Here is a 19,335-nt window from a genome sequence, read left to right as displayed (position 1 = left end):
CATGATAGCGATTATTAATAGAGCCTTTGGTATTAGCCTCCTAATATCCCTTGTTGGATGTGGGGTTAGGGGGCCATTAATTTTGCCCATTATTCCGCCAGTTCCCCCAGCGCCTACAGTGCCTGAACCCAAAGGAATACTTTATCCACCCCAGGCCCCAGAAGCTGCCCAAACACCAACCAGCAATGACAAGTAAAGCTATTCCACTTCCTCATTTAGTTGGATTTGAAGAGCGTAATGGCTCTTGGTATGCCGAAGATGTCCCTATGGCAGATTTGGCAAATGAATTTGGCACCCCGCTCTATGTTTACAGCAGGAAAGCGCTAACAGAAGCCTATCAAGCATACGACCGAGCATGCGTGGATGCGAGTGGTAAGCGACGCGCCCGCGTTCATTACGCCATGAAAGCAAACAGTAATTTAGCGGTGATCGATTGCTTTAAAAAATTGGGTGCTGGCTTTGACTTAGTGAGTGGCGGAGAGCTGGCGCGCGCCTTAGCAGTGAATGCAGAATCTCAAAGCCTTGTCTTTGCAGGCGTTGGTAAATCAGCCGCAGAAATTGCGCAAGCACTTGAGGCTGGGGTGAAATGTATTAATGTGGAATCCATTGCAGAGCTCCATCAGATCAATCGCATTGCCACCAAACTCAATTGTCGTGCACCGATTTCTTTACGAGTGAATCCCGATGTGGATGCACAAACACATCCTTATATTTCCACTGGATTAAAAGGTAATAAATTTGGTATTGCTTATCACGAAGTTTTAAAAACCTATCGTGAGGCAGCGCAACTTCCTCAAATTGATGTGGTTGGCATTGACTGTCATATCGGCTCTCAAATCACCACTACAGCACCCTACTTAGATGCACTCAATAAAGTCCTAGACTTAGTAGAGAACTTAAGGAAAGAAGGAATTGTTATTCACCATTTAGATCTTGGTGGTGGATTGGGCATTTCTTATGGCGATGAGATACCGCCTGATATCACCGAGTTCACCAATATCCTGCTTGATCGTGTAGCTGAGCGGGGCTTTGGACATCTCGATGTTGTATTAGAGCCAGGCAGATCTCTTGTCGGCAATGCTGGCGTACTGCTGACCAAGGTGGAATACCTGAAACCTGGCATCGAAAAGAATTTCTGCATTGTGGATGCCGCCATGACTGAACTCATGCGCCCTGCTCTCTACGAGGCACATCATGGCATTGTTCCGGTCAAAACTAAACCTGGAAAGGCTTTAACTTACGATGTCGTTGGCCCTGTTTGTGAATCAGGAGACTGGCTTGGAAGAGATCGACAGCTTGCTGTAGAAGAAGGCGATCTACTAGCAATACTATCGGCAGGCGCCTATGGTTTTGTGATGGCCTCTAACTACAACACTCGCCCAAAGCCAGCTGAAATTATGGTCGATGGCAAGAATGTATATGTCATTCGCAAACGTGAAAATACAAAAGACCTCTTTGCAAGTGAGAACACTCTGCCAGAGTAATTTGTAAAAATTTCAAATGAAGACTCTAGAGTTTCAAGAATTTTTGGGCAATAAAAAACCCCGCTGATGGAGCGAGGTTTTTGTTTTAGTTCGATTATTTAATACAGGCCAGCCATATAGTCTGAAACGGCTTTCATTTCATTATCAGAGAGCTTTGTGGCAATCATATTCATCTGAATATTTTTGCGAGTACCCTCACGAAATAACATTAATTGAGTGTTTGAGTATTCAGCCCATTGACCACCCTGACGAGGGTACTGTGCCGGAATTCCGGCGCCGTTGGGGCTATGGCAGCCAGAGCAAGCTGGAACATTCTTAGCCGCTATTCCGCCACGGTAAATACTCTTACCCAACTCAATGGTGTCTTTGTTTTCAGCAACACCTTGAGAGGGCTGCTGTTGTGACAAGTAAGCAGCAATATTATTCATATCTTGATCGGTTAATGCAGCAGCCATACCCATCATAATGGCGTTAACGCGAATACCTTCCTTGTAGTTCTTCAACTGTCGGGCAAGATAAGTCGGGTGTTGGGCAGCCAATTTGGGCCATGTGCCTGCTGCACTTTGGCCTTTAGGTCCGTGGCAAGTAATGCAGGCAATCACCCCACGCGTTGCATCGCCAGCAGAATATAAGGCCTCACCAGCAGCTGGATCGACCTTTGGCTTGCTAGGTACAGCGGCTTTGGCTTCAGCCACCGGTACTGCAGAAGCAGCATCAGCAGCGTTAGCAAGACCAGTCATGCTGGACAAAGCAAAAAATGAGAGGGCTACAAATACAGCACGAAAGCTAGTTAATTTGGAGATTTGGGTGGTTTGACGCATTATGTTTACCTTGGCAAAAATTCCTAAAAGTGTTTGGGCCCTGCATTTACAACCTTTTCCCCAACACCATGAGATATTTCATGATTTTGCGTGATTTTACAATAGCTTCTGGACATGTCTAAACTCTTTCAAGCCCGTTTCGCGACCACAGTCAATGATACCCATTGCCTACCTGCCACCCCACTGCGTGAGGTGGCTTTTGCCGGTCGATCGAATGCTGGTAAATCCAGCGCCATTAATGTCCTATGCAACCAAAAAAGACTAGCTTTTGCGAGTAAAACTCCGGGTCGCACACAACATATCAATTATTTTGGTCTTTTTGCCAAAGATGACCTTCTAGCCTATTTGGTGGACTTACCTGGCTACGGCTATGCTGCAGTCAATCATGAGACCAAATACCACTGGAATGAACTCCTAAGCGATTATTTGCAGGAGCGGGAGCAGTTAGTTGGCATGGTTCTGATTGTGGATGCTAGACGCGGCATTACTGATCTGGACGAACAAATGATTAAATGGTTTGTCCCTACGGGCAAGCCTATCCATATTTTGCTAAGCAAATGCGACAAACTGAATAAAAGTGAGTGCAAGCATGCCCTTGAGGCTGTTCAAAAGCAGCTCCAACAATATGACCCTGCTTTGCCAGATGGCACGGGAGAGTCAAAGCAACTTACGGCACAATTGTTTTCCAGCACCAAACGCATCGGTCTTGAAGAAGCGGATAATTTAGTGATTAAATGGTTATTTGAAGCAGAAACACATGAAGATGAAATCCCCAGCTAATTCTGTAATGCAATTTCCGGCTCACCGTCCGCGTCGCATGCGTCGGGATGATTGGTCAAGACGCTTAATGCAAGAAAATCGCCTTGCAGCGGATGACTTAATCTATCCCGTATTCTTACTTGAAGGCAAAGGTAAATCTGAAGCCGTTGCTTCGATGCCAGGCGTCAATCGTATTTCATTAGACTTGCTGTTTAATGCTGCACAAGAGTGTGTGGATCTAGGAATTCCTGTGCTAGCTTTGTTTCCCGTGATCGATCCTGCATTAAAAACACCAGATGGTAAAGAGGCATACAACCCTAATGGTCTGGTGCCCAATGCCGTCCGTGAGCTAAAGAAACGTTTTCCTAATTTAGGGATCATGACTGATGTTGCCTTAGATCCCTATACGAGTCACGGTCAAGATGGTGTCCTTGATGATCATAGTCGCATTCTCAATGATGAAACTTCAGCTATCTTGGTGCAACAAGCAATTACTCAAGCCGAAGCGGGTGTCGATATTGTTGCGCCTTCAGACATGATGGATGGTCGCATTGGAAAGATTCGTGAAGCGCTTGAACAAAAGAAATTAATTCACACTCGCATCATGGCTTACTCAGCTAAATATGCTTCTGCTTTTTATGGTCCATTTAGAGATGCCGTAGGCTCTGCCAAGAATCTAGGTAAGGCTGATAAAAAAACATATCAAATGGACTTCGCCAATACTGACGAGGCTTTGCGGGAGGTTGGCATGGATATTAGCGAGGGTGCAGACATGGTCATGGTCAAGCCAGGTATGCCCTATTTAGATATTGTTCGCCGTGTTAAAGAAGAATTTGATTACCCCACTTTTGCCTATCAAGTGAGTGGTGAATACGCCATGCTAAAAGCTGCCGCACAGAACGGTTGGCTAGATCATGATGCAGTAATGATGGAGTCTCTCATGGCGTTTAAGCGTGCTGGTGCTGATGGTGTTCTCACTTACTTTGCGCTAGAAGCTGCGCGCTTAATCAAAGCGGCAAAATAAATCTCAAGTGCTTTATTGCGACTCAGAAATCTTTTTGAGTCGCTCAAAAAAACGTTGTGGTGGCATGTAACCAATCACGCGCTGGTCTTGTAGTTCTTTAGAATCTAAATTAAAAAATAGAATTCCTGGCGGGCCAAATAATCCAAAACGTTTTAATAACGCTTGATTTTCAGGGCTGTTTTTAGTGACGTCGGCTTGAAGCAATACAAACTGTTGCAAGAGTTTATTTACCTCAGCATTTGCAAAGGTATTAACTTCCATTTCTTTGCAACTAATGCACCAATCTGCATAAAAATCTAAGAGCACTAATTTTTTATCTTCGCTTGCTTTGCGCAGTTGTGCTTCTAGTTGTGCCGTCGAAGAAATCACTACAAAAGACAGCTCGCCAACCTGATGTACTTTCTGGCCATTTACTATTTTTGCAGAGTCTGCAACATCGTTTTTTTGTAGCAAGGGTGATGCGATCCAAGCGGCCGTTGCTACTAACAAAACACCCAAGGTGCGTTGCAGCCAGATCATCCAAATTCCTGTTGAGGGAATCAAAATACGCGCCTCAATGGCAATAAAGAGCAAAGGCAGGCCCATCCCCAGGGCCATGACAAAGAGCAGCCCCGCGCCCAAGCTCATAGAGCCTGTCTGCGCAATAAAGGCCAAAACACCCGCTAAAGGGGCTGTAATACAAGGACTGGCTACTAATGTAGAAATGCCCCCTAAAGCAAATGCCCCTATTACATTGCCGCCTTCATGACGCCCTGCTAGCCTATCTACCCGCTGATGCCAGGAGTGGGGCAATCTGAGCTCATATAGGCCAAACAAACTGCCTGAAAGGGCTAATAGCAGGGTTGCAAAGGCTGCCAAAGCAATTGGGCTCTGCAAAGCCCTTTGGACACTAGCACCAAGAGCAGCCATCAAGATGCCCGCCAAGGCGTAGACCAAAGCCATGCCCAAAACATAGGATAACGCTAAAGCACTGGCGCGGGCTTTGGAAACCGTTTTGCCACCTTGGGCGCCAAAGATGACGCTAGACAGGATCGGTAACATCGGCAATACACAAGGCGTAAAGGCTAAAGCTAGACCCAAAATAAAGAAGGCTAAAAATAAATATGTGGTGGAAGTATTTTCTAAAAAACGGCCGATGGCATTGACATCATCTCGTTCACGCCATAAATCGGTCAGACCAAATTCTGCTTGTTTAGATATCGATGGTGATGCCTCCAATACCTCAGGTATTGGCGCTGCTTTTACACCGGGGCCCGTTAATAAAAAAGGTAAGGTCATTGGTGGATAACAAATTCCCGCTTCTGCACAACCCTGCAACGTTACCTCTACATGCATTGGGCTACCGGCCTGCGGCTTGATGTCAAGGAGCACCATAAAGGGTTGTTTATAAACCTGCAGTTTCTTTTGAAACGTTTCATCAAATTTCTCAATGCCCAATGGCAATGAAGGCTTGATGCTGCCTAGCTTGCCGGTTTGGCTACCCGCCTGAAATTTCAGGGATTCTTGGTAAATGTAGTAACCCTTCGCTGGGTGAAATTCGATTTCGATTTCATTGGAATTCTCAAGCCATGTCGCCTCTACTCGAAATGCTTTTTCTGGAGGTAGAAAATCAGGCGCAGCAAATACCGGTATTGATACTAGTGCCAGCACCAGCAAAACCTTTTTCAGAAATGATTGCATTCTCATGTCTTCGAATTTACCTCAGACTCCACCCACTTGCCGTATTGCCTTTCATATTGCTCTGGTGAATAAGCCAAAATTTCTGGCAAGTCATAAGGGTGAGCGCTTTGAATAAATGCAGAAATCTCTGGCCACCTCCCAGCAGTCGTCTTTGCGAAGAGCAGTACTTCTTGCTCTACGCAAATCTTTCCTTCCCAGCGATAAATCGATTGAATACCACCCATAAGCTGCACACAGGCAGCTAAATTGCTCTCTACTAAAGCATTAGCCATACCTTTAGCAGCCTCCAAATCAGGAAGACTAGTTACCACCACCAAAAGCTTGCTGGGACTAACTGGGGCGTTTTCTGACATTATGTATTTATAAACCCATCAATGAAAAAAGCCAGACCGAAGCCTGGCTTTTTAAATAGCTGCAAGACTTAAGCCTCTTGCGCTACTGCTGCTGTTTCTTCAACTTCTGGACGATCAACCAACTCAACCAAAGCCATTGGTGCATTATCGCCATGACGGAAGCCAAACTTCAAAATACGAAGGTAGCCGCCTGGTCTTGTTGCATAACGTGGTCCAAGCTCTGTAAAGAGTTTAGCCACGATATCGCGATCACGAGTGCGATTGAATGCCAAGCGACGGTTAGCTAAGTTGTCTTTTTTACCCAAGGTAATCAAAGGCTCAACAACCATGCGCAATTCTTTTGCTTTTGGCAAAGTCGTTTTAATGACTTCGTGCTCCAAAAGAGAATTGGACATATTGCGCAGCATCGCCAAGCGATGTGAAGATGTTCTATTTAGTTTGCGTAAGCCGTTTCCGTGACGCATGATGCTTCCTTTCTAATTATTTCTCGAGGTTAGCTGGAGGCCAGCTTTCGAGTTTCATGCCAAGACTTAAGCCACGAGCAGCCAATACGTCTTTAATTTCATTCAAAGACTTACGACCCAAATTAGGCGTCTTCAACAATTCATTTTCTGTACGTTGAATCAAGTCACCGATGTAGTAAATATTCTCAGCCTTCAAGCAGTTTGCAGAGCGCACTGTGAGCTCGAGGTCATCAACCGGACGCATCAACATTGGATCAACCATTGAAGAGCGGCTTGGTGCGAGATCACCAGAAACTTCGCTGCTTTCGAGGGCTGCGAATACAACTAATTGATCAACCAAGATGCTAGCCGCTTGACGAATTGCTTCTTCGGGGGACAACACACCGTTAGTTTCAATAGTCATCACGAGACGATCGAGGTCAGTACGTTGCTCAACACGAGCAGACTCAACAGCATAGCTAACACGGCTTACTGGACTAAATGAAGCATCCAATACGATACGACCAATGATCTTGGTAGTTTCGTCGTTATATTGACGAACATTACCTGGAACATAGCCACGGCCTTTTTCAACCTTGATCTGCATGTCCAACTTACCACCAGCAGATAAGTGGGCAATGACGTGATCAGGGTTAATGATTTCGACATCGTGTGGCAAATCAATATCTTTTGCCGTAACAACGCCTGGGCCTTCTTTACGCAAATTGATAGTGACTTCGTCACGAGACTGCAACTTAAATACGATACCTTTAAGGTTGAGCAAGAGGTTAACTACGTCCTCTTGAACTCCATCTAATGTGGAGTACTCATGAACTACGCCTGCAATAGCTACTTCAGTTGGCGCATAACCTACCATCGAGGAGAGAAGTACGCGACGTAATGCGTTTCCGAGTGTGTGGCCATAACCACGCTCGAACGGCTCCATAACAACCTTAGCTTGGTTGGCGGTAAGCGCTTCAACAGAAATAATTTTTGGCTTGAGCAAATTTGTTTGCATATTTTTCCTTGATAGTGCCTAATTAGCGTGAATACAATTCGACGATCAAACTTTCATTAATTTCACCACTGATGTCTTCGCGGTCGGGCACCTGCTTAAATGTTCCTTCTAGCTTAGTTGCATCAACAGACACCCAAGTAATAGCGGTCATTTGCCCAACTAAATTCAATGATTCAGCAATACGAACTTGCTTTTTCGCTTTTTCACGAATAGCAACGACATCGCCAGGCTTCACCTGAATGGATGGAATATTCACAGCGCTGCCATTTAATGTGATGGCGCCATGAGAAACCAACTGACGTGCTTCGGCGCGAGTTGAACCAAAGCCCATGCGATAGACCACGTTATCGAGACGTGACTCTAATAACTGGAGCAATGTAGAACCAGTATTACCCTTACGACGCTCAGCTTCTGCGAAGTAACGACGGAACTGGCGCTCTAAAATTCCGTACATACGCTTAACCTTTTGCTTTTCACGCAATTGATTACCGTAGTCAGATGTTCTTGAGCCAGATGTACGGCCATGTTGACCAGGCTTAGTATCTAACTTGCACTTGTCCGACAGGGCGCGACGTGCGCTCTTTAAAAATAAGTCGGTACCTTCCCGACGTGCTAACTTGGCCTTAGGCCCTAAGTAACGTGCCACGATGCTTTCCTTTCTTTGCCGCAGTCTTTCGACCGGCGGTGAGTTCACCTTTTAAATCAGATGAACAGTGGGCTTTAAAAAACTACTAAAACTTAAACTACCAACTTCCCAGCTTAAATACGACGACGCTTAGGAGGACGGCAACCATTGTGTGGAACTGGAGTTACGTCTTGAATCTCAGTGATCTTGATACCCAATGAGTTCAATGCGCGAACGGCTGATTCACGACCTGGGCCTGGACCCTTGATCTGAACTTCCAAATTCTTAATGCCGCATTCAACGGCAGCTTTACCAGCAACTTCTGCAGCTACCTGAGCAGCAAAAGGTGTTGATTTACGTGAGCCCTTAAAGCCCTGACCACCAGAAGTTGCCCATGAAAGCGCATTTCCTTGACGATCGGTAATCGTAATAATGGTGTTATTAAAAGAAGCGTGAACGTGTGCAATACCGTCAGCAACGTTCTTTTTAACCTTCTTACGAGTGCGCTGTGAAGCTGCAGAAGCGGATTGTTGTTTTGCCATGTCAATAAACTTTCTTGATTATTTCTTCAGTTGCACGCCAGACTTGCGTGGGCCCTTACGGGTACGCGCATTAGTCTTGGTACGTTGACCACGTACTGGCAAGCCTTTGCGATGACGTACGCCACGGTAGCAACCCAAGTCCATCAAACGCTTGATGCTCATAGTTACTTCACGACGAAGGTCACCTTCGGTGATGAACTTACCTACTTCATCACGCAACTTTTCCAAGTCAGCGTCAGTAAGATCTTTTACTTTTTTGTCGATAGCAACACCTGTGGTTTTGCAAATTTTGTTAGCACGAGTTGTACCAATGCCAAAAATTGCTGTCAAACCAATGACAGTGTGTTGATGATTTGGGATATTTACCCCAGCGATACGTGCCATGAGATTTCCTCTTAATTAATCAATCAGCCTTGACGCTGCTTATGACGTGCATCTGAAGAACAGATCACACGCACAACGCGTTTGCGCTTAATGATCTTGCAATTTCTGCAAATACACTTAACGGATGCTAAAACTTTCATAACTCACCTCTTAAAAATAGGTACAACTTAATCTTTACTTCGCTCGGAAAATAATTCTGGCTCTCGTCAGGTCGTATGGAGTCATCTCCACCGTCACCTTATCTCCCGGCAAAATTCGGATGTAATGCATCCGCATCTTTCCGGAAATATGGCCTAAAACTACATGTCCATTTTCCAACTTCACGCGAAACATCGCATTCGGCAAATTCTCTACAACTTCTCCCGCCATCTGAATTACATCGTCTTTAGACATTCAGTTAGGCGCCCATCTTAAAGTTAGCTTTTTTCATCAAAGAGCCGTACTGCTGCTGCATGACAAATGACTGTACTTGCGCCATGAAATCCATTGCAACAACAACAATAATCAACAATGAAGTACCGCCAAAATAGAACGGCACGTTGTACTTCAACACTAAGAATTCTGGTAACAAGCAAACCAAAACCATATAAATAGCACCGGCCAAAGTCAAGCGCACCAAAATCTTATCGATATAACGCGCTGTCTGATCACCGGGACGAATACCTGGAACAAAGGCGCCGCTCTTCTTCAAGTTTTCAGCTGTCTCACGACTATTGAATACCAATGCGGTATAGAAAAAGCAGAAGAAAATAATTGCAGCTGCGTACAAAATTGTATAAACAGGTTGTCCTGGAGCCAATGTTGCCGCCAAATCTTTAATGATTCTGCTAAACATATTAGTCGGCTCACCAGAAGTAAACCATCCAGCAATCGTTGCAGGGAACAAAATAATTGATGATGCAAAAATAGGAGGAATAACGCCTGCCATGTTCAGCTTCAATGGGAAATAAGAAGATTGACCACCATAAATCTTGTTACCGACTTGACGCTTAGCGTAGTTAACCAAGATACGGCGCTGACCGCGCTCTACAAACACCACAAAATAAGTCACTGCTACGCAAATTACCACGATGAGCAATGCGGAAATAATATTCATTGAACCAGTACGTACTAGTTCTAATAAGCTAGCTAAGGCATTTGGCAAACCAGAAACAATACCGCCAAAAATAATGATCGAAATACCATTACCTAAACCACGCTCTGTAATTTGCTCTCCAAGCCACATCAAGAACATCGTGCCAGTCACTAAAGTTACGACCGTATTTACTTCAAACATCAGGCCTGGATTAATCACCAATCCTGGCTGAGCTTGCAATGCAACTGAAATTCCCAGAGCCTGGAATGTCGCCAAGAGCACAGTACCGTAGCGAGTGTACTGAGTAATCTTGCGCTGGCCGGCTTGGCCTTCTTTTTTCAGGGCCTCTAAAGATGGAATCACAATCGTCATCAACTGCATGATGATCGAAGCAGAGATATACGGCATGATTCCCAAGGCAAATACAGTAAAGCGGGATAAAGCACCACCTGAGAACAGGTTAAACATTCCCAAGATTCCATCTTTTTGGCCAGAGAATAATTGCGCCAACTGATCAGGATCGATTCCAGGTACCGGGATATGAGCACCCAAACGGAACACGATCAAAGCCAACACCAGGAATATCAAGCGCTGGCGTAATTCGCCAAACTTGCCCCCTGTTGCTGCAGTGCTTGCGTTATTGGTAGGTGCTAATGCCATGTCTAATCAGTGAACCTATTAAGCTAACTCAACTAATTTGCCACCAGCCGCTTCAATAGCAGCTTTTGCACCAGCTGTTGCTGTAAGACCCTTAAGGGTTACAGCAATCTTGAGTTCACCAGTTTTGATAACCTTAACTGAAGTAATTTGCTCGCCTGCAAAGCCATGAGCCTTCAATACCAAAAGATCTACTTCTGGTAAGTTAATTTTTGCTAAGTCGTTCAAGGTAATTTGACCAACGTGACGACGTGTCAAAGACACGAAACCGCGTTTTGGCAAACGACGATACATAGGCATCTGACCGCCCTCGAATCCAACCTTGTGGAAACCACCAGAACGTGATTTTTGACCTTTATGACCACGGCCAGCAGTTTTACCAAGACCAGAGCCAATGCCGCGACCTACGCGACGACGGTTTTTCTTGGAGCCCTCTGCGGGCTTGAGTGTATTGAGTTCCATATTCTTCGCCTATTTACTTGCTAGTTATTAGCCAACGACCTTAACTAGATAAGAAACTTTATTAATCATGCCGCGAACAGCTGGCGTATCTTCTAATTCAGAAACTGAATTAATACGACCAAGGCCTAAGCCACGTACAGTTGCACGATGGCTTTCGCGTGTGCCGATCAAGCTGCGAACTAATTGCAGTTTGACTTTAGAGTTAGATGTTGTCATTTATAGATTCCTAATCTTTTGGTCTTAGCCCAGAATCTCTTCAACTGATTTGCCGCGCTTAGCAGCAATCTCAGCAGGAGTACTCATCTTGCTCAAACCATCAATCGTTGCACGAACCAAGTTGTATGGGTTTGTAGAGCCAAGTGACTTAGCTACCACGTTTGTTACGCCCATTACATCGAAAATCGCGCGCATTGGGCCGCCAGCAATAATTCCAGTACCGTCTTTAGCAGGAGAGATCAAAACGCGTGAAGCGCCATGCTGACCAGTAACTGTATGCTGCAAAGTGCCCTTGCGTAAGGAAACTTTGATCATCTTGCGACGAGCTTCGTCCATTGCTTTTTGAACAGCAACTGGAACTTCTTTAGATTTACCTTTACCCATGCCGATGCGGCCATCACCATCGCCAACTACAGTGAGCGCAGCGAAGCCGAGAATACGACCACCCTTAACCACTTTAGTTACACGATTGACAGCGATCATCTTCTCGCGAAGACCATCATCACGCTCTTCGTTTTGCATCTTAGTTTGCATTTTTGCCATGTTTTTTCCTAAACCCTTTTAGAACTTCAGGCCGGCTTCACGCGCAGCTTCAGCTAAGGCCTTAATACGGCCGTGGTAACGATGACCGGAACGATCAAAAGCAACATCAACAATGCCTGCCTTAACAGCACGCTCAGCAACTAACTTGCCGATTTGTTTCGCAGCTTCAGCGTTGCCGCCGTTTTTGATCGCCTGGCGTAATTCTTTTTCCATTGTTGAAGCAGCTGCAACAACTTTGGTTCCGCATGGGCTATATACCTGAGCAGAAATATGTGTATTGCTACGGATGACTGTTAAGCGATTTGCCAATGCTTCGGCAATGCGAATGCGAGTCTGCCGAGCACGTCTTTGTCTGGATTCGTCTTTATTCATTTTCTAATCTCGCTTACTTCTTCTTGGTTTCTTTCAGATGCACAACTTCGTCAACGTAGCGAACACCTTTGCCTTTGTATGGCTCTGGTGAACGATATGCACGAACTTCAGCTGCGACCTGGCCAACTTGCTGCTTGTTGGAGCCTTTAATAATGATTTCTGTTTGCGATGGAGTCTCTGCTTTTACACCTTTTGGAAGGTTGTAAATAATGTCGTGCGAGAAACCCAACTGCAATTTCAATGTATCGCCTTGTGCAGCAGCACGGTAACCAACGCCTACCAAGCTGAGCTTGCGCTCAAAGCCAGCAGTTACGCCCACAACCATGTTATTAACCAAAGCACGCGCCGTACCTGACTGAGCACCAGCTTCTGGTGAGTCGTTATTAACAACAACTGTCAATACGCCATCTTCTTGTTTTAAACCAACAGAAGGATGCAAGTTATGTGTCAAAGTGCCCAATGGACCTTTAACAGTAACGGTTGCGCCGTTGATGTTGATTTCAGCGCCCTTAGGAACTGTGATTGGTGATTTACCTACGCGGGACATATTTCGCTCCTTAAGCTACGTAGCAAATAACTTCGCCGCCCACGCCTGTTGCACGTGCTTTACGGTCTGTCATTACGCCTTGAGGGGTTGAAATAATTGCAATGCCCAAGCCATTCATTACTTCTGGAATGTCATGACGGCCTTTATAGATACGTAGACTTGGTGTAGAAACACGGTCAATACGCTCAATAACAGGACGGCCTGCATAGTATTTGAGATCGATGTGGAGCACTGGCTTAGCTGCTTCACCTTTGATTTCAAAACTCTCGATATAGCCTTCATCTTGCAACACTTTTGCGATGGCTACTTTAACTTTTGACGACGGCATCAAGACTACGGGTTTCTGCACTGCTTGCGCATTGCGGATCCTTGTCAACATGTCGGCGATTGGATCGCTGATACTCATGAGTTCTCCTAATTCTTTCGCCGCTTACCAGCTGGCCTTGGTTAAACCGGGGATTTCGCCACGAAAGGCGATTTCACGAATCTTGCTACGAGCCAAACCGAACTTGCGGAATGTGCCACGTGGGCGACCGGTTAATGAACAACGATTTCTTTGACGAATCGGGCTTGCGTTACGTGGAAGTGCCTGTAGTTTTAAGCGAGCTTCATAGCGCTCTTCATCGCTACGTGCTTGATCAGCAATGATCGCTTTCAATTCAGCACGCTTTACAGCGTACTTCTCTACAGTTTTTGCGCGCTTATTCTCGCGCTCAATCAGGGATAGTTTTGCCACGTTAGCCTCTTAATTGCGGAAAGGGAATTTGAACGCTGCCAACAAAGCTTTTGCTTCTTCGTCGGTTTTAGCGGTCGTCGTAATACTAATATTGAGACCACGGAGGGCATCAATCTTGTCGTATTCGATTTCAGGGAAAATGATCTGTTCTTTAACGCCGATGTTGTAATTACCGCGGCCGTCAAATGCTTTACCAGAGATTCCACGGAAGTCACGTACGCGTGGCAATGCAACAGTAACGAAGCGATCTAAGAATTCATACATGCGTTGACCACGCAATGTCACCATGGCACCGATTGGGTAGCCTTGACGAATTTTGAAACCTGCAATCGCTTTTTTGGCTTTAGTTACTACTGGCTTTTGGCCTGCAACTTTAGTTAAATCGCCAACTGCATTTTCGATAATCTTCTTGTCGTTCACTGCATCACCCAAGCCCATATTCAGGGTAACTTTAGTAATGCGTGGAACTTCCATTGCAGACTTGTAGCCAAATTTGGCAATCAAATCAGCAACAACTTTAGCTTGATAGTGCTCTTGAAAACGTGTGCTCATAATTTGTCCGTGCCCCTTATGCGCTCAATGTTGCGCCAGTGGTTTTGAGGAAACGCTGTTTTTTACCATCAACGAGTTTGATACCAACACGTGATGGCTTGCCGTTACCGTCAACCACAGCCACATTAGAAATGTGAACAGGCATCGTCTTGTCAATCATGCCGCCGGTTATACCTGCAGCTGGGTTTGGCTTAACGCTCTTTTTATAAATATTCACGCCTTCGATCACTAATTTGTTTTCGAGAACGGCAGTTACAGTTCCTTGCTTGCCTTTATCGCGGCCAGTCAATAGAACTACGGAATCACCTTTACGAATCTTTTTCATATCAGCCTCTTAAATAACTTCGGGGGCGAGAGAAACGATCTTCATGAACTTTTCAGTACGCAACTCGCGTGTTACTGGTCCAAAGATACGTGTGCCAATTGGCTCTAACTTAGCGTTAAGCAATACCGCAGCGTTTGCATCGAACTTAATCAATGAACCGTCTGGACGGCGAACACCCTTAGCAGTTCTCACTACTACGGCGTTATAAATATCACCTTTTTTTACACGGCCACGTGGAGCAGCGGATTTCACGCTAACTTTGATGACATCACCGATACTGGCGTAACGACGCTTTGAGCCGCCCAATACCTTGATGCATAAAACTTCACTGGCGCCAGTATTATCGGCGACCTGTAATCTACTTTCGGTTTGTATCATTTCTAATCCCCAACTTATTGGCCAAAGGCAAACAGTCTTGGTTCCGTCTATGGGTTTTAACGAAAGCTAAAACCCGGAATTAATGAAAAACACTGATTCTCCAATAAAACTAGAGAAGCCTTCTATTCTACTACTTAAATCAGGGATTTGGGAAGAAACTTCACCAAAATCCCTAATATTTCTTTAAATACCCTTTGAAGCTTGGACTAGACGAGTCACAACCCAAGATTTTGTGCGTGAAATTGGCCTAGATTCAGCAATTTCAACGGTGTCACCCATCTTGTATGTGCCAGCTTCATCATGAGCATGGTACTTTTTCGATTGGCCAACGTACTTACCAATCACTGGGTGCTTCACTTGACGCTCAACTAACACCGTCACAGTTTTTTGCATTTTGTCGCTAACAACACGGCCCACTAGGGTACGGCGCAAGGGTTTAGATAATTCAGTCATATCCCTTTTTCCTTATTTCTGTGCAGTCTTTTGGGCAATAAAAGTCTTCACGCGAGCAATGTCGCGCTTATTTTTACCCAATTGGCTGGTATTTGTGAGTTGCTGAGTGCCTTTTTGCATGCGGAGCTTAAAACCGGTCTTTAGGAGCTCGGTTAACTCTGTATTCAAAGCATTCAGATCTTTTGATGTTAATTCAGTATTTTTCATAATATCTATCCCGATCAACCTAAGTGGCGAATCACGAAAGTGGTCTGTAAAGGCAACTTAGCAGCAGCAAGCTTGAAAGCCTCACGTGCCAATTGCTCATCGACACCGTCCATCTCATAGAGCACTTTGCCTGGTTGAATTTCAGCTACGTAGTACTCTGGATTACCTTTACCATTGCCCATACGTACTTCAGCAGGTTTTTGTGAAATTGGCTTATCTGGGAAAATGCGAATCCAGATACGGCCACCACGCTTAATATGACGTGTCATCGCGCGACGTGCTGACTCGATTTGACGAGCAGTCAAACGACCACGGCCAACGGCCTTCAATCCAAAGTCACCAAAGGCTACAGAACTACCGCGTGTTGCCACGCCAGTGTTACGGCCTTTTTGTTCCTTACGATACTTACGACGCTTTGGTTGTAGCATTCTTACTCTCCTGACTTCTGCGTATCTGCGGCAGGTACTTCAACCTTACGCACACGCTTTATTGCTGGCTTAGCAGCAACTAATGGCTTGTCAGTGCCAGCAGCTGGTTTACGAGCAACTGTTTTGCTTGGAACACGACGCGTTTTCTTTTCTTCAGCAGCTGGTTCAGCAGATGGAGCAGCTACTTGAGCTTCAGCACCACGACCTAATGTGTCGCCTTTGTATACCCAAACTTTTACGCCGATAATGCCGTAAGTAGTTTCGGCTTCTGATGTTGCGTAATCAATATCAGCCTTCAATGTGTGAAGTGGAACGCGACCTTCACGGTACCATTCACGACGAGCAATTTCAGCGCCATTCAAGCGACCAGAAGACATGATCTTGATACCTTGTGCGCCAAGACGCATTGCGCTTTGCATTGCACGTTTCATCGCGCGACGGAACATGATGCGCTTTTCTAACTGTTGAGTAATGGAATCAGCAATCAATTGCGCATCAACTTCAGGCTTACGAATTTCTTCGATATTCACATGAACAGGAACGCCCATACGCTTTTGTAATTCGCGACGGAGCACTTCAATATCTTCACCTTTTTTGCCAATTACAACGCCTGGACGTGAACTATAGATAGTGATACGTGCGTTCTTTGCAGGACGCTCGATAATGACTTTGCTTACTGATGCATTTTTCAACTTCTTCTTCAAATAGATGCGGACATCTACGTCCTCTTTCAGCATCTTTGCGAAGTCAGTGTTGTTTGCGTACCAACGTGATGTCCAATTCTTCGTTACCGCGAGTCGGAATCCGGTGGGGTTAATCTTTTGGCCCATATCTTTCCTTAGTTACTCAAGGTCACGCTAATGTGACAAGTTTGTTTTTCAATTTGATTGCCACGACCCTTAGCGCGTGCGGTAAAACGCTTCAAAGAAGTACCTTTATCAACAATAATTGTTGCAACTTTGAGCTCATCAATGTCGGCACCTGAATTGTGTTCAGCGTTGGCCATTGCAGACTCAACTACTTTTTTCACAATGAAGGCAGCTTTCTTGGGGCTGAAGTTCAAAATGTTTAATGCGCGAGCAATCGGCAAACCACGAATTTGATCAGCGACCAAACGTGTTTTTTGTGCAGAAATACGAGCGCCCTTGTGAATAGCTTTAACTTCCATCATCATCCCCTTACTTCTTCGTTACTTTCTTGTCAGCAGCGTGACCTTTGAAAGTACGGGTCAAGGCAAATTCGCCTAACTTATGACCCACCATGTTTTCTGATACATAAACCGGAACGTGTTGACGACCGTTATGAACAGCAATTGTCAGACCAATAAAGTCTGGCAGAATTGTTGAACGGCGTGACCAAGTTTTAATCGGCTTTTTGTCTTTGTTGGCTTGTGCGGTTTCAACTTTACTTACCAAGCTGGCTTCGCAAAATGGGCCTTTTTTAGCTGAACGTGTCATATCTATTTTTCCTTAATCGCTTAGCGCTTTTGACGGCGTTGAACGATCATCGATGTTGTACGTTTATTACGACGTGTACGATAACCTTTAGTTGGAGTGCCCCATGGGGATACAGGTACGCGGCCTTCACCAGTCTTACCTTCACCACCACCGTGTGGGTGATCTACTGGGTTCATTGCCACACCGCGAACGGTTGGACGAATACCACGCCAGCGATTTGCACCCGCTTTACCAATAACACGCAAGCTATGTTCTTCGTTGCCGACTTCGCCAATAGTGGCACGGCACTCAATCAGAACTCGGCGAACTTCACCGGAGCGCAAGCGAACTTGAGCGTATACACCTTCACGAGCAAGCAGTACTGCTGAACCACCAGCAGAACGTGCAACTTGTGCACCTTTGCCCGGCAAAATTTCTACGCAGTGAATCGTACTACCAACTGGAATATTACGGATAGGCAAATTGTTACCAGATTTGATAGGGGCTTCAGATCCATTCACGATGGCTTGGCCAACAGTCATGCCCTTGGCAGCAGGAATATATCGACGCTCGCCATCGGCAAACACGATCAATGCAATATTTGCACTGCGGTTTGGATCATATTCCAAGCGCTCAACTTTTGCTGGAATACCATCTTTGTCGTTGCGTTTGAAGTCAACAACACGATAGTGATGCTTATGACCACCACCTTTATGACGGGTAGTGATGTGGCCGTTATTGTTACGACCTGCTTTTTGAAACTGTGGCTCGAGCAATGGTGCAAAAGGCTTACCTTTATGGAGGTCAGGATTGACCACCTTGACCATTGAGCGACGACCTGGTGAGGTCGGTTTTGTCTTCATCAAAGGCATGATTAATTCGCCTCCGCTTCAAAGTTAATTTCTTGACCTGGCTTCAAATTCACATAGGCCTTCTTAGTGTGGTCACGACGACCTTCAAAACGGCCATAGCGCTTAGGCTTACCTTTTTGATTCACGATTTGAACTGAGTCAACTTGCACTTTAAAGAGCAATTCAACTGCTTGTTTTACATCAAGCTTGTTTGCGTCGCGAGCTACTTGGAAAACTACTTGTTCATTTTTCTCTGCGACCATAGTGGCTTTTTCAGAGATAACCGGTCCAAGCAGAACCTTCATCAGATTGTGATCGTTTTTACGGACTTGGCTCATTTCAGCAACTCCTCAATTTTTGCAATCGCTGCTTTGCTAACCAATACTTTTTTGTATTGAACCAAAGCTAAAGGATCAGCATGCTGTGGCTCGCATACAGCAACTTTATGCAAGTTACGTGATGCCAAGAACAAATTCTCGCTAACCTGATCAACGATGATCAAGACTGAATCCAAGCCCATTGCTTTAACTTTGTCAGCTAATTCTTTGGTCTTAGGGGCATCGAGATTGAATTGATCAACTACATTCAAACGACCTTCACGAGCTAACTGAGACAAAATAGATCTCATACCAGCGCGGTACATTTTCTTGTTTACTTTTTGGCTGAAATTCTCTTCTGGAGAGTTTGGGAATATACGGCCACCTCCACGCCACAGCGGGGAAGAGCTCATACCAGCACGTGCACGTCCAGTACCCTTTTGACGCCAAGGTTTTTTGGTGGTGTGCTTAACTTGCTCACGGTCTTTTTGTGCACGGTTACCACTACGTGCATTTGCTTGGTAAGCCACTACAACTTGGTGTACCAATGCTTCGTTATATTCACGTTCGAATACTTCTGGTGAAGCTTGGAAGCCCGCACCTAAAGTACCGTTGTCTTGGAGAAGCTTAAGTTCCATATTCGCTCT

Annotated in this window: 34 protein-coding genes; 4 read left to right on the top strand and 30 right to left on the bottom strand. The window is 45.3% G+C overall.

Annotation, left to right across the window (positions count from 1 at the left end; translation table 11 throughout):
* Nucleotide 1: 1 nt before the first annotated feature.
* Together ICN38_RS11600 and lysA are read left to right on the top strand one after the other, a co-directional pair.
* Nucleotides 2-196, top strand: coding sequence for a lipoprotein (locus ICN38_RS11600; protein WP_223146588.1), 195 nt, complete (start codon nucleotides 2-4; stop codon nucleotides 194-196).
* Nucleotides 186-1,484: a diaminopimelate decarboxylase gene (gene lysA, locus ICN38_RS01785; protein WP_216254280.1), complete on the top strand. Its 1,299-nt coding sequence runs from the start codon at nucleotides 186-188 to the stop codon at nucleotides 1,482-1,484. Before ICN38_RS11600 ends, lysA begins: the two co-directional genes overlap by 11 nt.
* 98 nt (nucleotides 1,485-1,582) lie before the next feature.
* Here lysA and ICN38_RS01780 read toward each other — a convergent pair whose 3' ends face one another.
* Nucleotides 1,583-2,305 carry a cytochrome c gene (locus tag ICN38_RS01780; RefSeq protein ID WP_216254276.1) on the bottom strand — a complete coding sequence of 241 codons (723 nt, stop codon included), beginning with the start codon at nucleotides 2,303-2,305 and terminating at the stop codon, nucleotides 1,583-1,585.
* 114 nt (nucleotides 2,306-2,419) lie between these two features.
* On the opposite strand from ICN38_RS01780, the gene yihA reads away from it, so the two are divergent.
* Both yihA and hemB read left to right on the top strand, forming a co-directional pair.
* Nucleotides 2,420-3,085, top strand: coding sequence for a ribosome biogenesis GTP-binding protein YihA/YsxC (yihA, locus tag ICN38_RS01775; protein WP_216254274.1), 666 nt, complete (start codon nucleotides 2,420-2,422; stop codon nucleotides 3,083-3,085).
* Nucleotides 3,063-4,088 (top strand): porphobilinogen synthase, encoded by a 1,026-nt coding sequence (hemB, locus tag ICN38_RS01770; RefSeq protein ID WP_370624349.1) that lies wholly within the window; start codon nucleotides 3,063-3,065, stop codon nucleotides 4,086-4,088. Before yihA ends, hemB begins: the two co-directional genes overlap by 23 nt.
* Nucleotides 4,089-4,100: 12 nt before the next feature.
* On the opposite strand, the gene dsbD is transcribed toward hemB, so the two are convergent.
* From dsbD to rplD, 29 genes are all read right to left on the bottom strand, one after another.
* Nucleotides 4,101-5,774: a protein-disulfide reductase DsbD gene (dsbD, locus tag ICN38_RS01765; RefSeq protein WP_216254272.1), complete on the bottom strand. Its 1,674-nt coding sequence runs from the start codon at nucleotides 5,772-5,774 to the stop codon at nucleotides 4,101-4,103.
* The gene (gene cutA, locus ICN38_RS01760) at nucleotides 5,771-6,121 is read right to left on the bottom strand and encodes a divalent-cation tolerance protein CutA (RefSeq protein ID WP_216254270.1); all 351 of its coding nucleotides are present in this window, start codon (nucleotides 6,119-6,121) and stop codon (nucleotides 5,771-5,773) included. The genes dsbD and cutA overlap by 4 nt, the downstream gene beginning before the upstream one ends.
* 68 nt (nucleotides 6,122-6,189) lie before the next feature.
* The gene (rplQ, locus tag ICN38_RS01755) at nucleotides 6,190-6,585 is read right to left on the bottom strand and encodes a 50S ribosomal protein L17 (RefSeq protein ID WP_216254268.1); all 396 of its coding nucleotides are present in this window, start codon (nucleotides 6,583-6,585) and stop codon (nucleotides 6,190-6,192) included.
* 16 nt (nucleotides 6,586-6,601) lie between these two features.
* Nucleotides 6,602-7,582: a DNA-directed RNA polymerase subunit alpha gene (rpoA, locus tag ICN38_RS01750; protein WP_071464451.1), complete on the bottom strand. Its 981-nt coding sequence runs from the start codon at nucleotides 7,580-7,582 to the stop codon at nucleotides 6,602-6,604.
* A 22-nt stretch (nucleotides 7,583-7,604) separates the two neighbouring features.
* Nucleotides 7,605-8,228: a 30S ribosomal protein S4 gene (rpsD, locus tag ICN38_RS01745; RefSeq protein ID WP_216254266.1), complete on the bottom strand. Its 624-nt coding sequence runs from the start codon at nucleotides 8,226-8,228 to the stop codon at nucleotides 7,605-7,607.
* Nucleotides 8,229-8,341: 113 nt separating this feature from the next.
* On the bottom strand, nucleotides 8,342-8,749 hold the full coding sequence (gene rpsK / locus ICN38_RS01740; protein WP_088525623.1) for a 30S ribosomal protein S11: 408 nt from the start codon (nucleotides 8,747-8,749) through the stop codon (nucleotides 8,342-8,344).
* An 18-nt stretch (nucleotides 8,750-8,767) separates the two neighbouring features.
* The gene (gene rpsM / locus ICN38_RS01735; RefSeq protein ID WP_096673340.1) at nucleotides 8,768-9,133 is read right to left on the bottom strand and encodes a 30S ribosomal protein S13; all 366 of its coding nucleotides are present in this window, start codon (nucleotides 9,131-9,133) and stop codon (nucleotides 8,768-8,770) included.
* A gap of 23 nt (nucleotides 9,134-9,156) precedes the next feature.
* Nucleotides 9,157-9,273: a 50S ribosomal protein L36 gene (rpmJ, locus tag ICN38_RS01730; protein WP_012357167.1), complete on the bottom strand. Its 117-nt coding sequence runs from the start codon at nucleotides 9,271-9,273 to the stop codon at nucleotides 9,157-9,159.
* A 34-nt stretch (nucleotides 9,274-9,307) separates the two neighbouring features.
* Entirely contained in the window at nucleotides 9,308-9,526 is a 219-nt protein-coding gene (gene infA, locus ICN38_RS01725) for a translation initiation factor IF-1 (protein ID WP_068320132.1), read from the bottom strand.
* Nucleotides 9,527-9,530: 4 nt separating this feature from the next.
* Entirely contained in the window at nucleotides 9,531-10,868 is a 1,338-nt protein-coding gene (secY, locus tag ICN38_RS01720) for a preprotein translocase subunit SecY (protein WP_216254263.1), read from the bottom strand.
* An 18-nt stretch (nucleotides 10,869-10,886) separates the two neighbouring features.
* Nucleotides 10,887-11,327: a 50S ribosomal protein L15 gene (gene rplO / locus ICN38_RS01715; protein ID WP_216254261.1), complete on the bottom strand. Its 441-nt coding sequence runs from the start codon at nucleotides 11,325-11,327 to the stop codon at nucleotides 10,887-10,889.
* A 27-nt stretch (nucleotides 11,328-11,354) separates the two neighbouring features.
* On the bottom strand, nucleotides 11,355-11,543 hold the full coding sequence (rpmD, locus tag ICN38_RS01710) for a 50S ribosomal protein L30 (protein ID WP_215374680.1): 189 nt from the start codon (nucleotides 11,541-11,543) through the stop codon (nucleotides 11,355-11,357).
* 24 nt (nucleotides 11,544-11,567) lie between these two features.
* Nucleotides 11,568-12,086 (bottom strand): 30S ribosomal protein S5, encoded by a 519-nt coding sequence (gene rpsE / locus ICN38_RS01705; protein ID WP_068947703.1) that lies wholly within the window; start codon nucleotides 12,084-12,086, stop codon nucleotides 11,568-11,570.
* Between the two features lie 18 nt (nucleotides 12,087-12,104).
* Nucleotides 12,105-12,458, bottom strand: a complete 354-nt coding sequence (gene rplR, locus ICN38_RS01700) for a 50S ribosomal protein L18 (RefSeq protein ID WP_215293454.1) — start codon at nucleotides 12,456-12,458, stop codon at nucleotides 12,105-12,107.
* Nucleotides 12,459-12,471: 13 nt separating this feature from the next.
* The gene (rplF, locus tag ICN38_RS01695) at nucleotides 12,472-13,005 is read right to left on the bottom strand and encodes a 50S ribosomal protein L6 (protein WP_216254258.1); all 534 of its coding nucleotides are present in this window, start codon (nucleotides 13,003-13,005) and stop codon (nucleotides 12,472-12,474) included.
* A gap of 10 nt (nucleotides 13,006-13,015) precedes the next feature.
* Nucleotides 13,016-13,411, bottom strand: a complete 396-nt coding sequence (gene rpsH / locus ICN38_RS01690; protein ID WP_011901914.1) for a 30S ribosomal protein S8 — start codon at nucleotides 13,409-13,411, stop codon at nucleotides 13,016-13,018.
* A 24-nt stretch (nucleotides 13,412-13,435) separates the two neighbouring features.
* The gene (rpsN, locus tag ICN38_RS01685; RefSeq protein ID WP_216254255.1) at nucleotides 13,436-13,741 is read right to left on the bottom strand and encodes a 30S ribosomal protein S14; all 306 of its coding nucleotides are present in this window, start codon (nucleotides 13,739-13,741) and stop codon (nucleotides 13,436-13,438) included.
* Between the two features lie 9 nt (nucleotides 13,742-13,750).
* Nucleotides 13,751-14,293 (bottom strand): 50S ribosomal protein L5, encoded by a 543-nt coding sequence (rplE, locus tag ICN38_RS01680; protein WP_068947699.1) that lies wholly within the window; start codon nucleotides 14,291-14,293, stop codon nucleotides 13,751-13,753.
* Nucleotides 14,294-14,309: 16 nt separating this feature from the next.
* On the bottom strand, nucleotides 14,310-14,618 hold the full coding sequence (rplX, locus tag ICN38_RS01675; RefSeq protein WP_114692179.1) for a 50S ribosomal protein L24: 309 nt from the start codon (nucleotides 14,616-14,618) through the stop codon (nucleotides 14,310-14,312).
* A gap of 9 nt (nucleotides 14,619-14,627) precedes the next feature.
* A complete protein-coding gene (gene rplN / locus ICN38_RS01670) occupies nucleotides 14,628-14,996 on the bottom strand; it encodes a 50S ribosomal protein L14 (RefSeq protein WP_011901910.1) in 369 nt (122 codons plus the stop codon).
* A gap of 183 nt (nucleotides 14,997-15,179) precedes the next feature.
* Complete coding sequence (gene rpsQ / locus ICN38_RS01665; protein ID WP_216254252.1) at nucleotides 15,180-15,449, bottom strand: 30S ribosomal protein S17; 270 nt, start codon at nucleotides 15,447-15,449, stop codon at nucleotides 15,180-15,182.
* Nucleotides 15,450-15,461: 12 nt separating this feature from the next.
* A complete protein-coding gene (rpmC, locus tag ICN38_RS01660; protein WP_216254249.1) occupies nucleotides 15,462-15,656 on the bottom strand; it encodes a 50S ribosomal protein L29 in 195 nt (64 codons plus the stop codon).
* 14 nt (nucleotides 15,657-15,670) lie between these two features.
* On the bottom strand, nucleotides 15,671-16,084 hold the full coding sequence (gene rplP / locus ICN38_RS01655) for a 50S ribosomal protein L16 (RefSeq protein WP_011901907.1): 414 nt from the start codon (nucleotides 16,082-16,084) through the stop codon (nucleotides 15,671-15,673).
* Nucleotides 16,085-16,086: 2 nt separating this feature from the next.
* Nucleotides 16,087-16,914 (bottom strand): 30S ribosomal protein S3, encoded by an 828-nt coding sequence (gene rpsC / locus ICN38_RS01650; protein ID WP_216254245.1) that lies wholly within the window; start codon nucleotides 16,912-16,914, stop codon nucleotides 16,087-16,089.
* 8 nt (nucleotides 16,915-16,922) lie between these two features.
* The gene (gene rplV, locus ICN38_RS01645; protein ID WP_216255164.1) at nucleotides 16,923-17,255 is read right to left on the bottom strand and encodes a 50S ribosomal protein L22; all 333 of its coding nucleotides are present in this window, start codon (nucleotides 17,253-17,255) and stop codon (nucleotides 16,923-16,925) included.
* 7 nt (nucleotides 17,256-17,262) lie between these two features.
* Nucleotides 17,263-17,541: a 30S ribosomal protein S19 gene (rpsS, locus tag ICN38_RS01640; RefSeq protein ID WP_216254242.1), complete on the bottom strand. Its 279-nt coding sequence runs from the start codon at nucleotides 17,539-17,541 to the stop codon at nucleotides 17,263-17,265.
* Between the two features lie 20 nt (nucleotides 17,542-17,561).
* Nucleotides 17,562-18,392, bottom strand: a complete 831-nt coding sequence (gene rplB / locus ICN38_RS01635) for a 50S ribosomal protein L2 (protein ID WP_216254238.1) — start codon at nucleotides 18,390-18,392, stop codon at nucleotides 17,562-17,564.
* Nucleotides 18,393-18,394: 2 nt separating this feature from the next.
* A complete protein-coding gene (gene rplW / locus ICN38_RS01630; protein ID WP_071464440.1) occupies nucleotides 18,395-18,709 on the bottom strand; it encodes a 50S ribosomal protein L23 in 315 nt (104 codons plus the stop codon).
* The gene (rplD, locus tag ICN38_RS01625; protein ID WP_216254235.1) at nucleotides 18,706-19,326 is read right to left on the bottom strand and encodes a 50S ribosomal protein L4; all 621 of its coding nucleotides are present in this window, start codon (nucleotides 19,324-19,326) and stop codon (nucleotides 18,706-18,708) included. Before rplD ends, rplW begins: the two co-directional genes overlap by 4 nt.
* Nucleotides 19,327-19,335: the final 9 nt, after the last annotated feature.

This window comes from Polynucleobacter sp. AP-Melu-500A-A1 (assembly GCF_018882125.1).
Taxonomy (GTDB): Bacteria; Pseudomonadota; Gammaproteobacteria; order Burkholderiales; family Burkholderiaceae; genus Polynucleobacter.
This window is presented reverse-complemented; position numbering and strand designations above follow the sequence as displayed.

Coding starts and splice junctions, on each gene's coding strand:
- ICN38_RS11600 (WP_223146588.1), top strand. CDS start 2: ATGATAGCGATTATTAATAGAGCCTTTGGTATTAGCCTCCTAATATCC.
- lysA (WP_216254280.1), top strand. CDS start 186: ATGACAAGTAAAGCTATTCCACTTCCTCATTTAGTTGGATTTGAAGAG.
- ICN38_RS01780 (WP_216254276.1), bottom strand. CDS start 2,305: ATGCGTCAAACCACCCAAATCTCCAAATTAACTAGCTTTCGTGCTGTA.
- yihA (WP_216254274.1), top strand. CDS start 2,420: ATGTCTAAACTCTTTCAAGCCCGTTTCGCGACCACAGTCAATGATACC.
- hemB (WP_370624349.1), top strand. CDS start 3,063: ATGAAGATGAAATCCCCAGCTAATTCTGTAATGCAATTTCCGGCTCAC.
- dsbD (WP_216254272.1), bottom strand. CDS start 5,774: ATGAGAATGCAATCATTTCTGAAAAAGGTTTTGCTGGTGCTGGCACTA.
- cutA (WP_216254270.1), bottom strand. CDS start 6,121: ATGTCAGAAAACGCCCCAGTTAGTCCCAGCAAGCTTTTGGTGGTGGTA.
- rplQ (WP_216254268.1), bottom strand. CDS start 6,585: ATGCGTCACGGAAACGGCTTACGCAAACTAAATAGAACATCTTCACAT.
- rpoA (WP_071464451.1), bottom strand. CDS start 7,582: ATGCAAACAAATTTGCTCAAGCCAAAAATTATTTCTGTTGAAGCGCTT.
- rpsK (WP_088525623.1), bottom strand. CDS start 8,749: ATGGCAAAACAACAATCCGCTTCTGCAGCTTCACAGCGCACTCGTAAG.
- rpsM (WP_096673340.1), bottom strand. CDS start 9,133: ATGGCACGTATCGCTGGGGTAAATATCCCAAATCATCAACACACTGTC.
- rpmJ (WP_012357167.1), bottom strand. CDS start 9,273: ATGAAAGTTTTAGCATCCGTTAAGTGTATTTGCAGAAATTGCAAGATC.
- infA (WP_068320132.1), bottom strand. CDS start 9,526: ATGTCTAAAGACGATGTAATTCAGATGGCGGGAGAAGTTGTAGAGAAT.
- secY (WP_216254263.1), bottom strand. CDS start 10,868: ATGGCATTAGCACCTACCAATAACGCAAGCACTGCAGCAACAGGGGGC.
- rplO (WP_216254261.1), bottom strand. CDS start 11,327: ATGGAACTCAATACACTCAAGCCCGCAGAGGGCTCCAAGAAAAACCGT.
- rpmD (WP_215374680.1), bottom strand. CDS start 11,543: ATGACAACATCTAACTCTAAAGTCAAACTGCAATTAGTTCGCAGCTTG.
- rpsE (WP_068947703.1), bottom strand. CDS start 12,086: ATGGCAAAAATGCAAACTAAGATGCAAAACGAAGAGCGTGATGATGGT.
- rplR (WP_215293454.1), bottom strand. CDS start 12,458: ATGAATAAAGACGAATCCAGACAAAGACGTGCTCGGCAGACTCGCATT.
- rplF (WP_216254258.1), bottom strand. CDS start 13,005: ATGTCCCGCGTAGGTAAATCACCAATCACAGTTCCTAAGGGCGCTGAA.
- rpsH (WP_011901914.1), bottom strand. CDS start 13,411: ATGAGTATCAGCGATCCAATCGCCGACATGTTGACAAGGATCCGCAAT.
- rplE (WP_068947699.1), bottom strand. CDS start 14,293: ATGAGCACACGTTTTCAAGAGCACTATCAAGCTAAAGTTGTTGCTGAT.
- rplX (WP_114692179.1), bottom strand. CDS start 14,618: ATGAAAAAGATTCGTAAAGGTGATTCCGTAGTTCTATTGACTGGCCGC.
- rplN (WP_011901910.1), bottom strand. CDS start 14,996: ATGATACAAACCGAAAGTAGATTACAGGTCGCCGATAATACTGGCGCC.
- rpsQ (WP_216254252.1), bottom strand. CDS start 15,449: ATGACTGAATTATCTAAACCCTTGCGCCGTACCCTAGTGGGCCGTGTT.
- rpmC (WP_216254249.1), bottom strand. CDS start 15,656: ATGAAAAATACTGAATTAACATCAAAAGATCTGAATGCTTTGAATACA.
- rplP (WP_011901907.1), bottom strand. CDS start 16,084: ATGCTACAACCAAAGCGTCGTAAGTATCGTAAGGAACAAAAAGGCCGT.
- rpsC (WP_216254245.1), bottom strand. CDS start 16,914: ATGGGCCAAAAGATTAACCCCACCGGATTCCGACTCGCGGTAACGAAG.
- rplV (WP_216255164.1), bottom strand. CDS start 17,255: ATGATGGAAGTTAAAGCTATTCACAAGGGCGCTCGTATTTCTGCACAA.
- rpsS (WP_216254242.1), bottom strand. CDS start 17,541: ATGACACGTTCAGCTAAAAAAGGCCCATTTTGCGAAGCCAGCTTGGTA.
- rplB (WP_216254238.1), bottom strand. CDS start 18,392: ATGCCTTTGATGAAGACAAAACCGACCTCACCAGGTCGTCGCTCAATG.
- rplW (WP_071464440.1), bottom strand. CDS start 18,709: ATGAGCCAAGTCCGTAAAAACGATCACAATCTGATGAAGGTTCTGCTT.
- rplD (WP_216254235.1), bottom strand. CDS start 19,326: ATGGAACTTAAGCTTCTCCAAGACAACGGTACTTTAGGTGCGGGCTTC.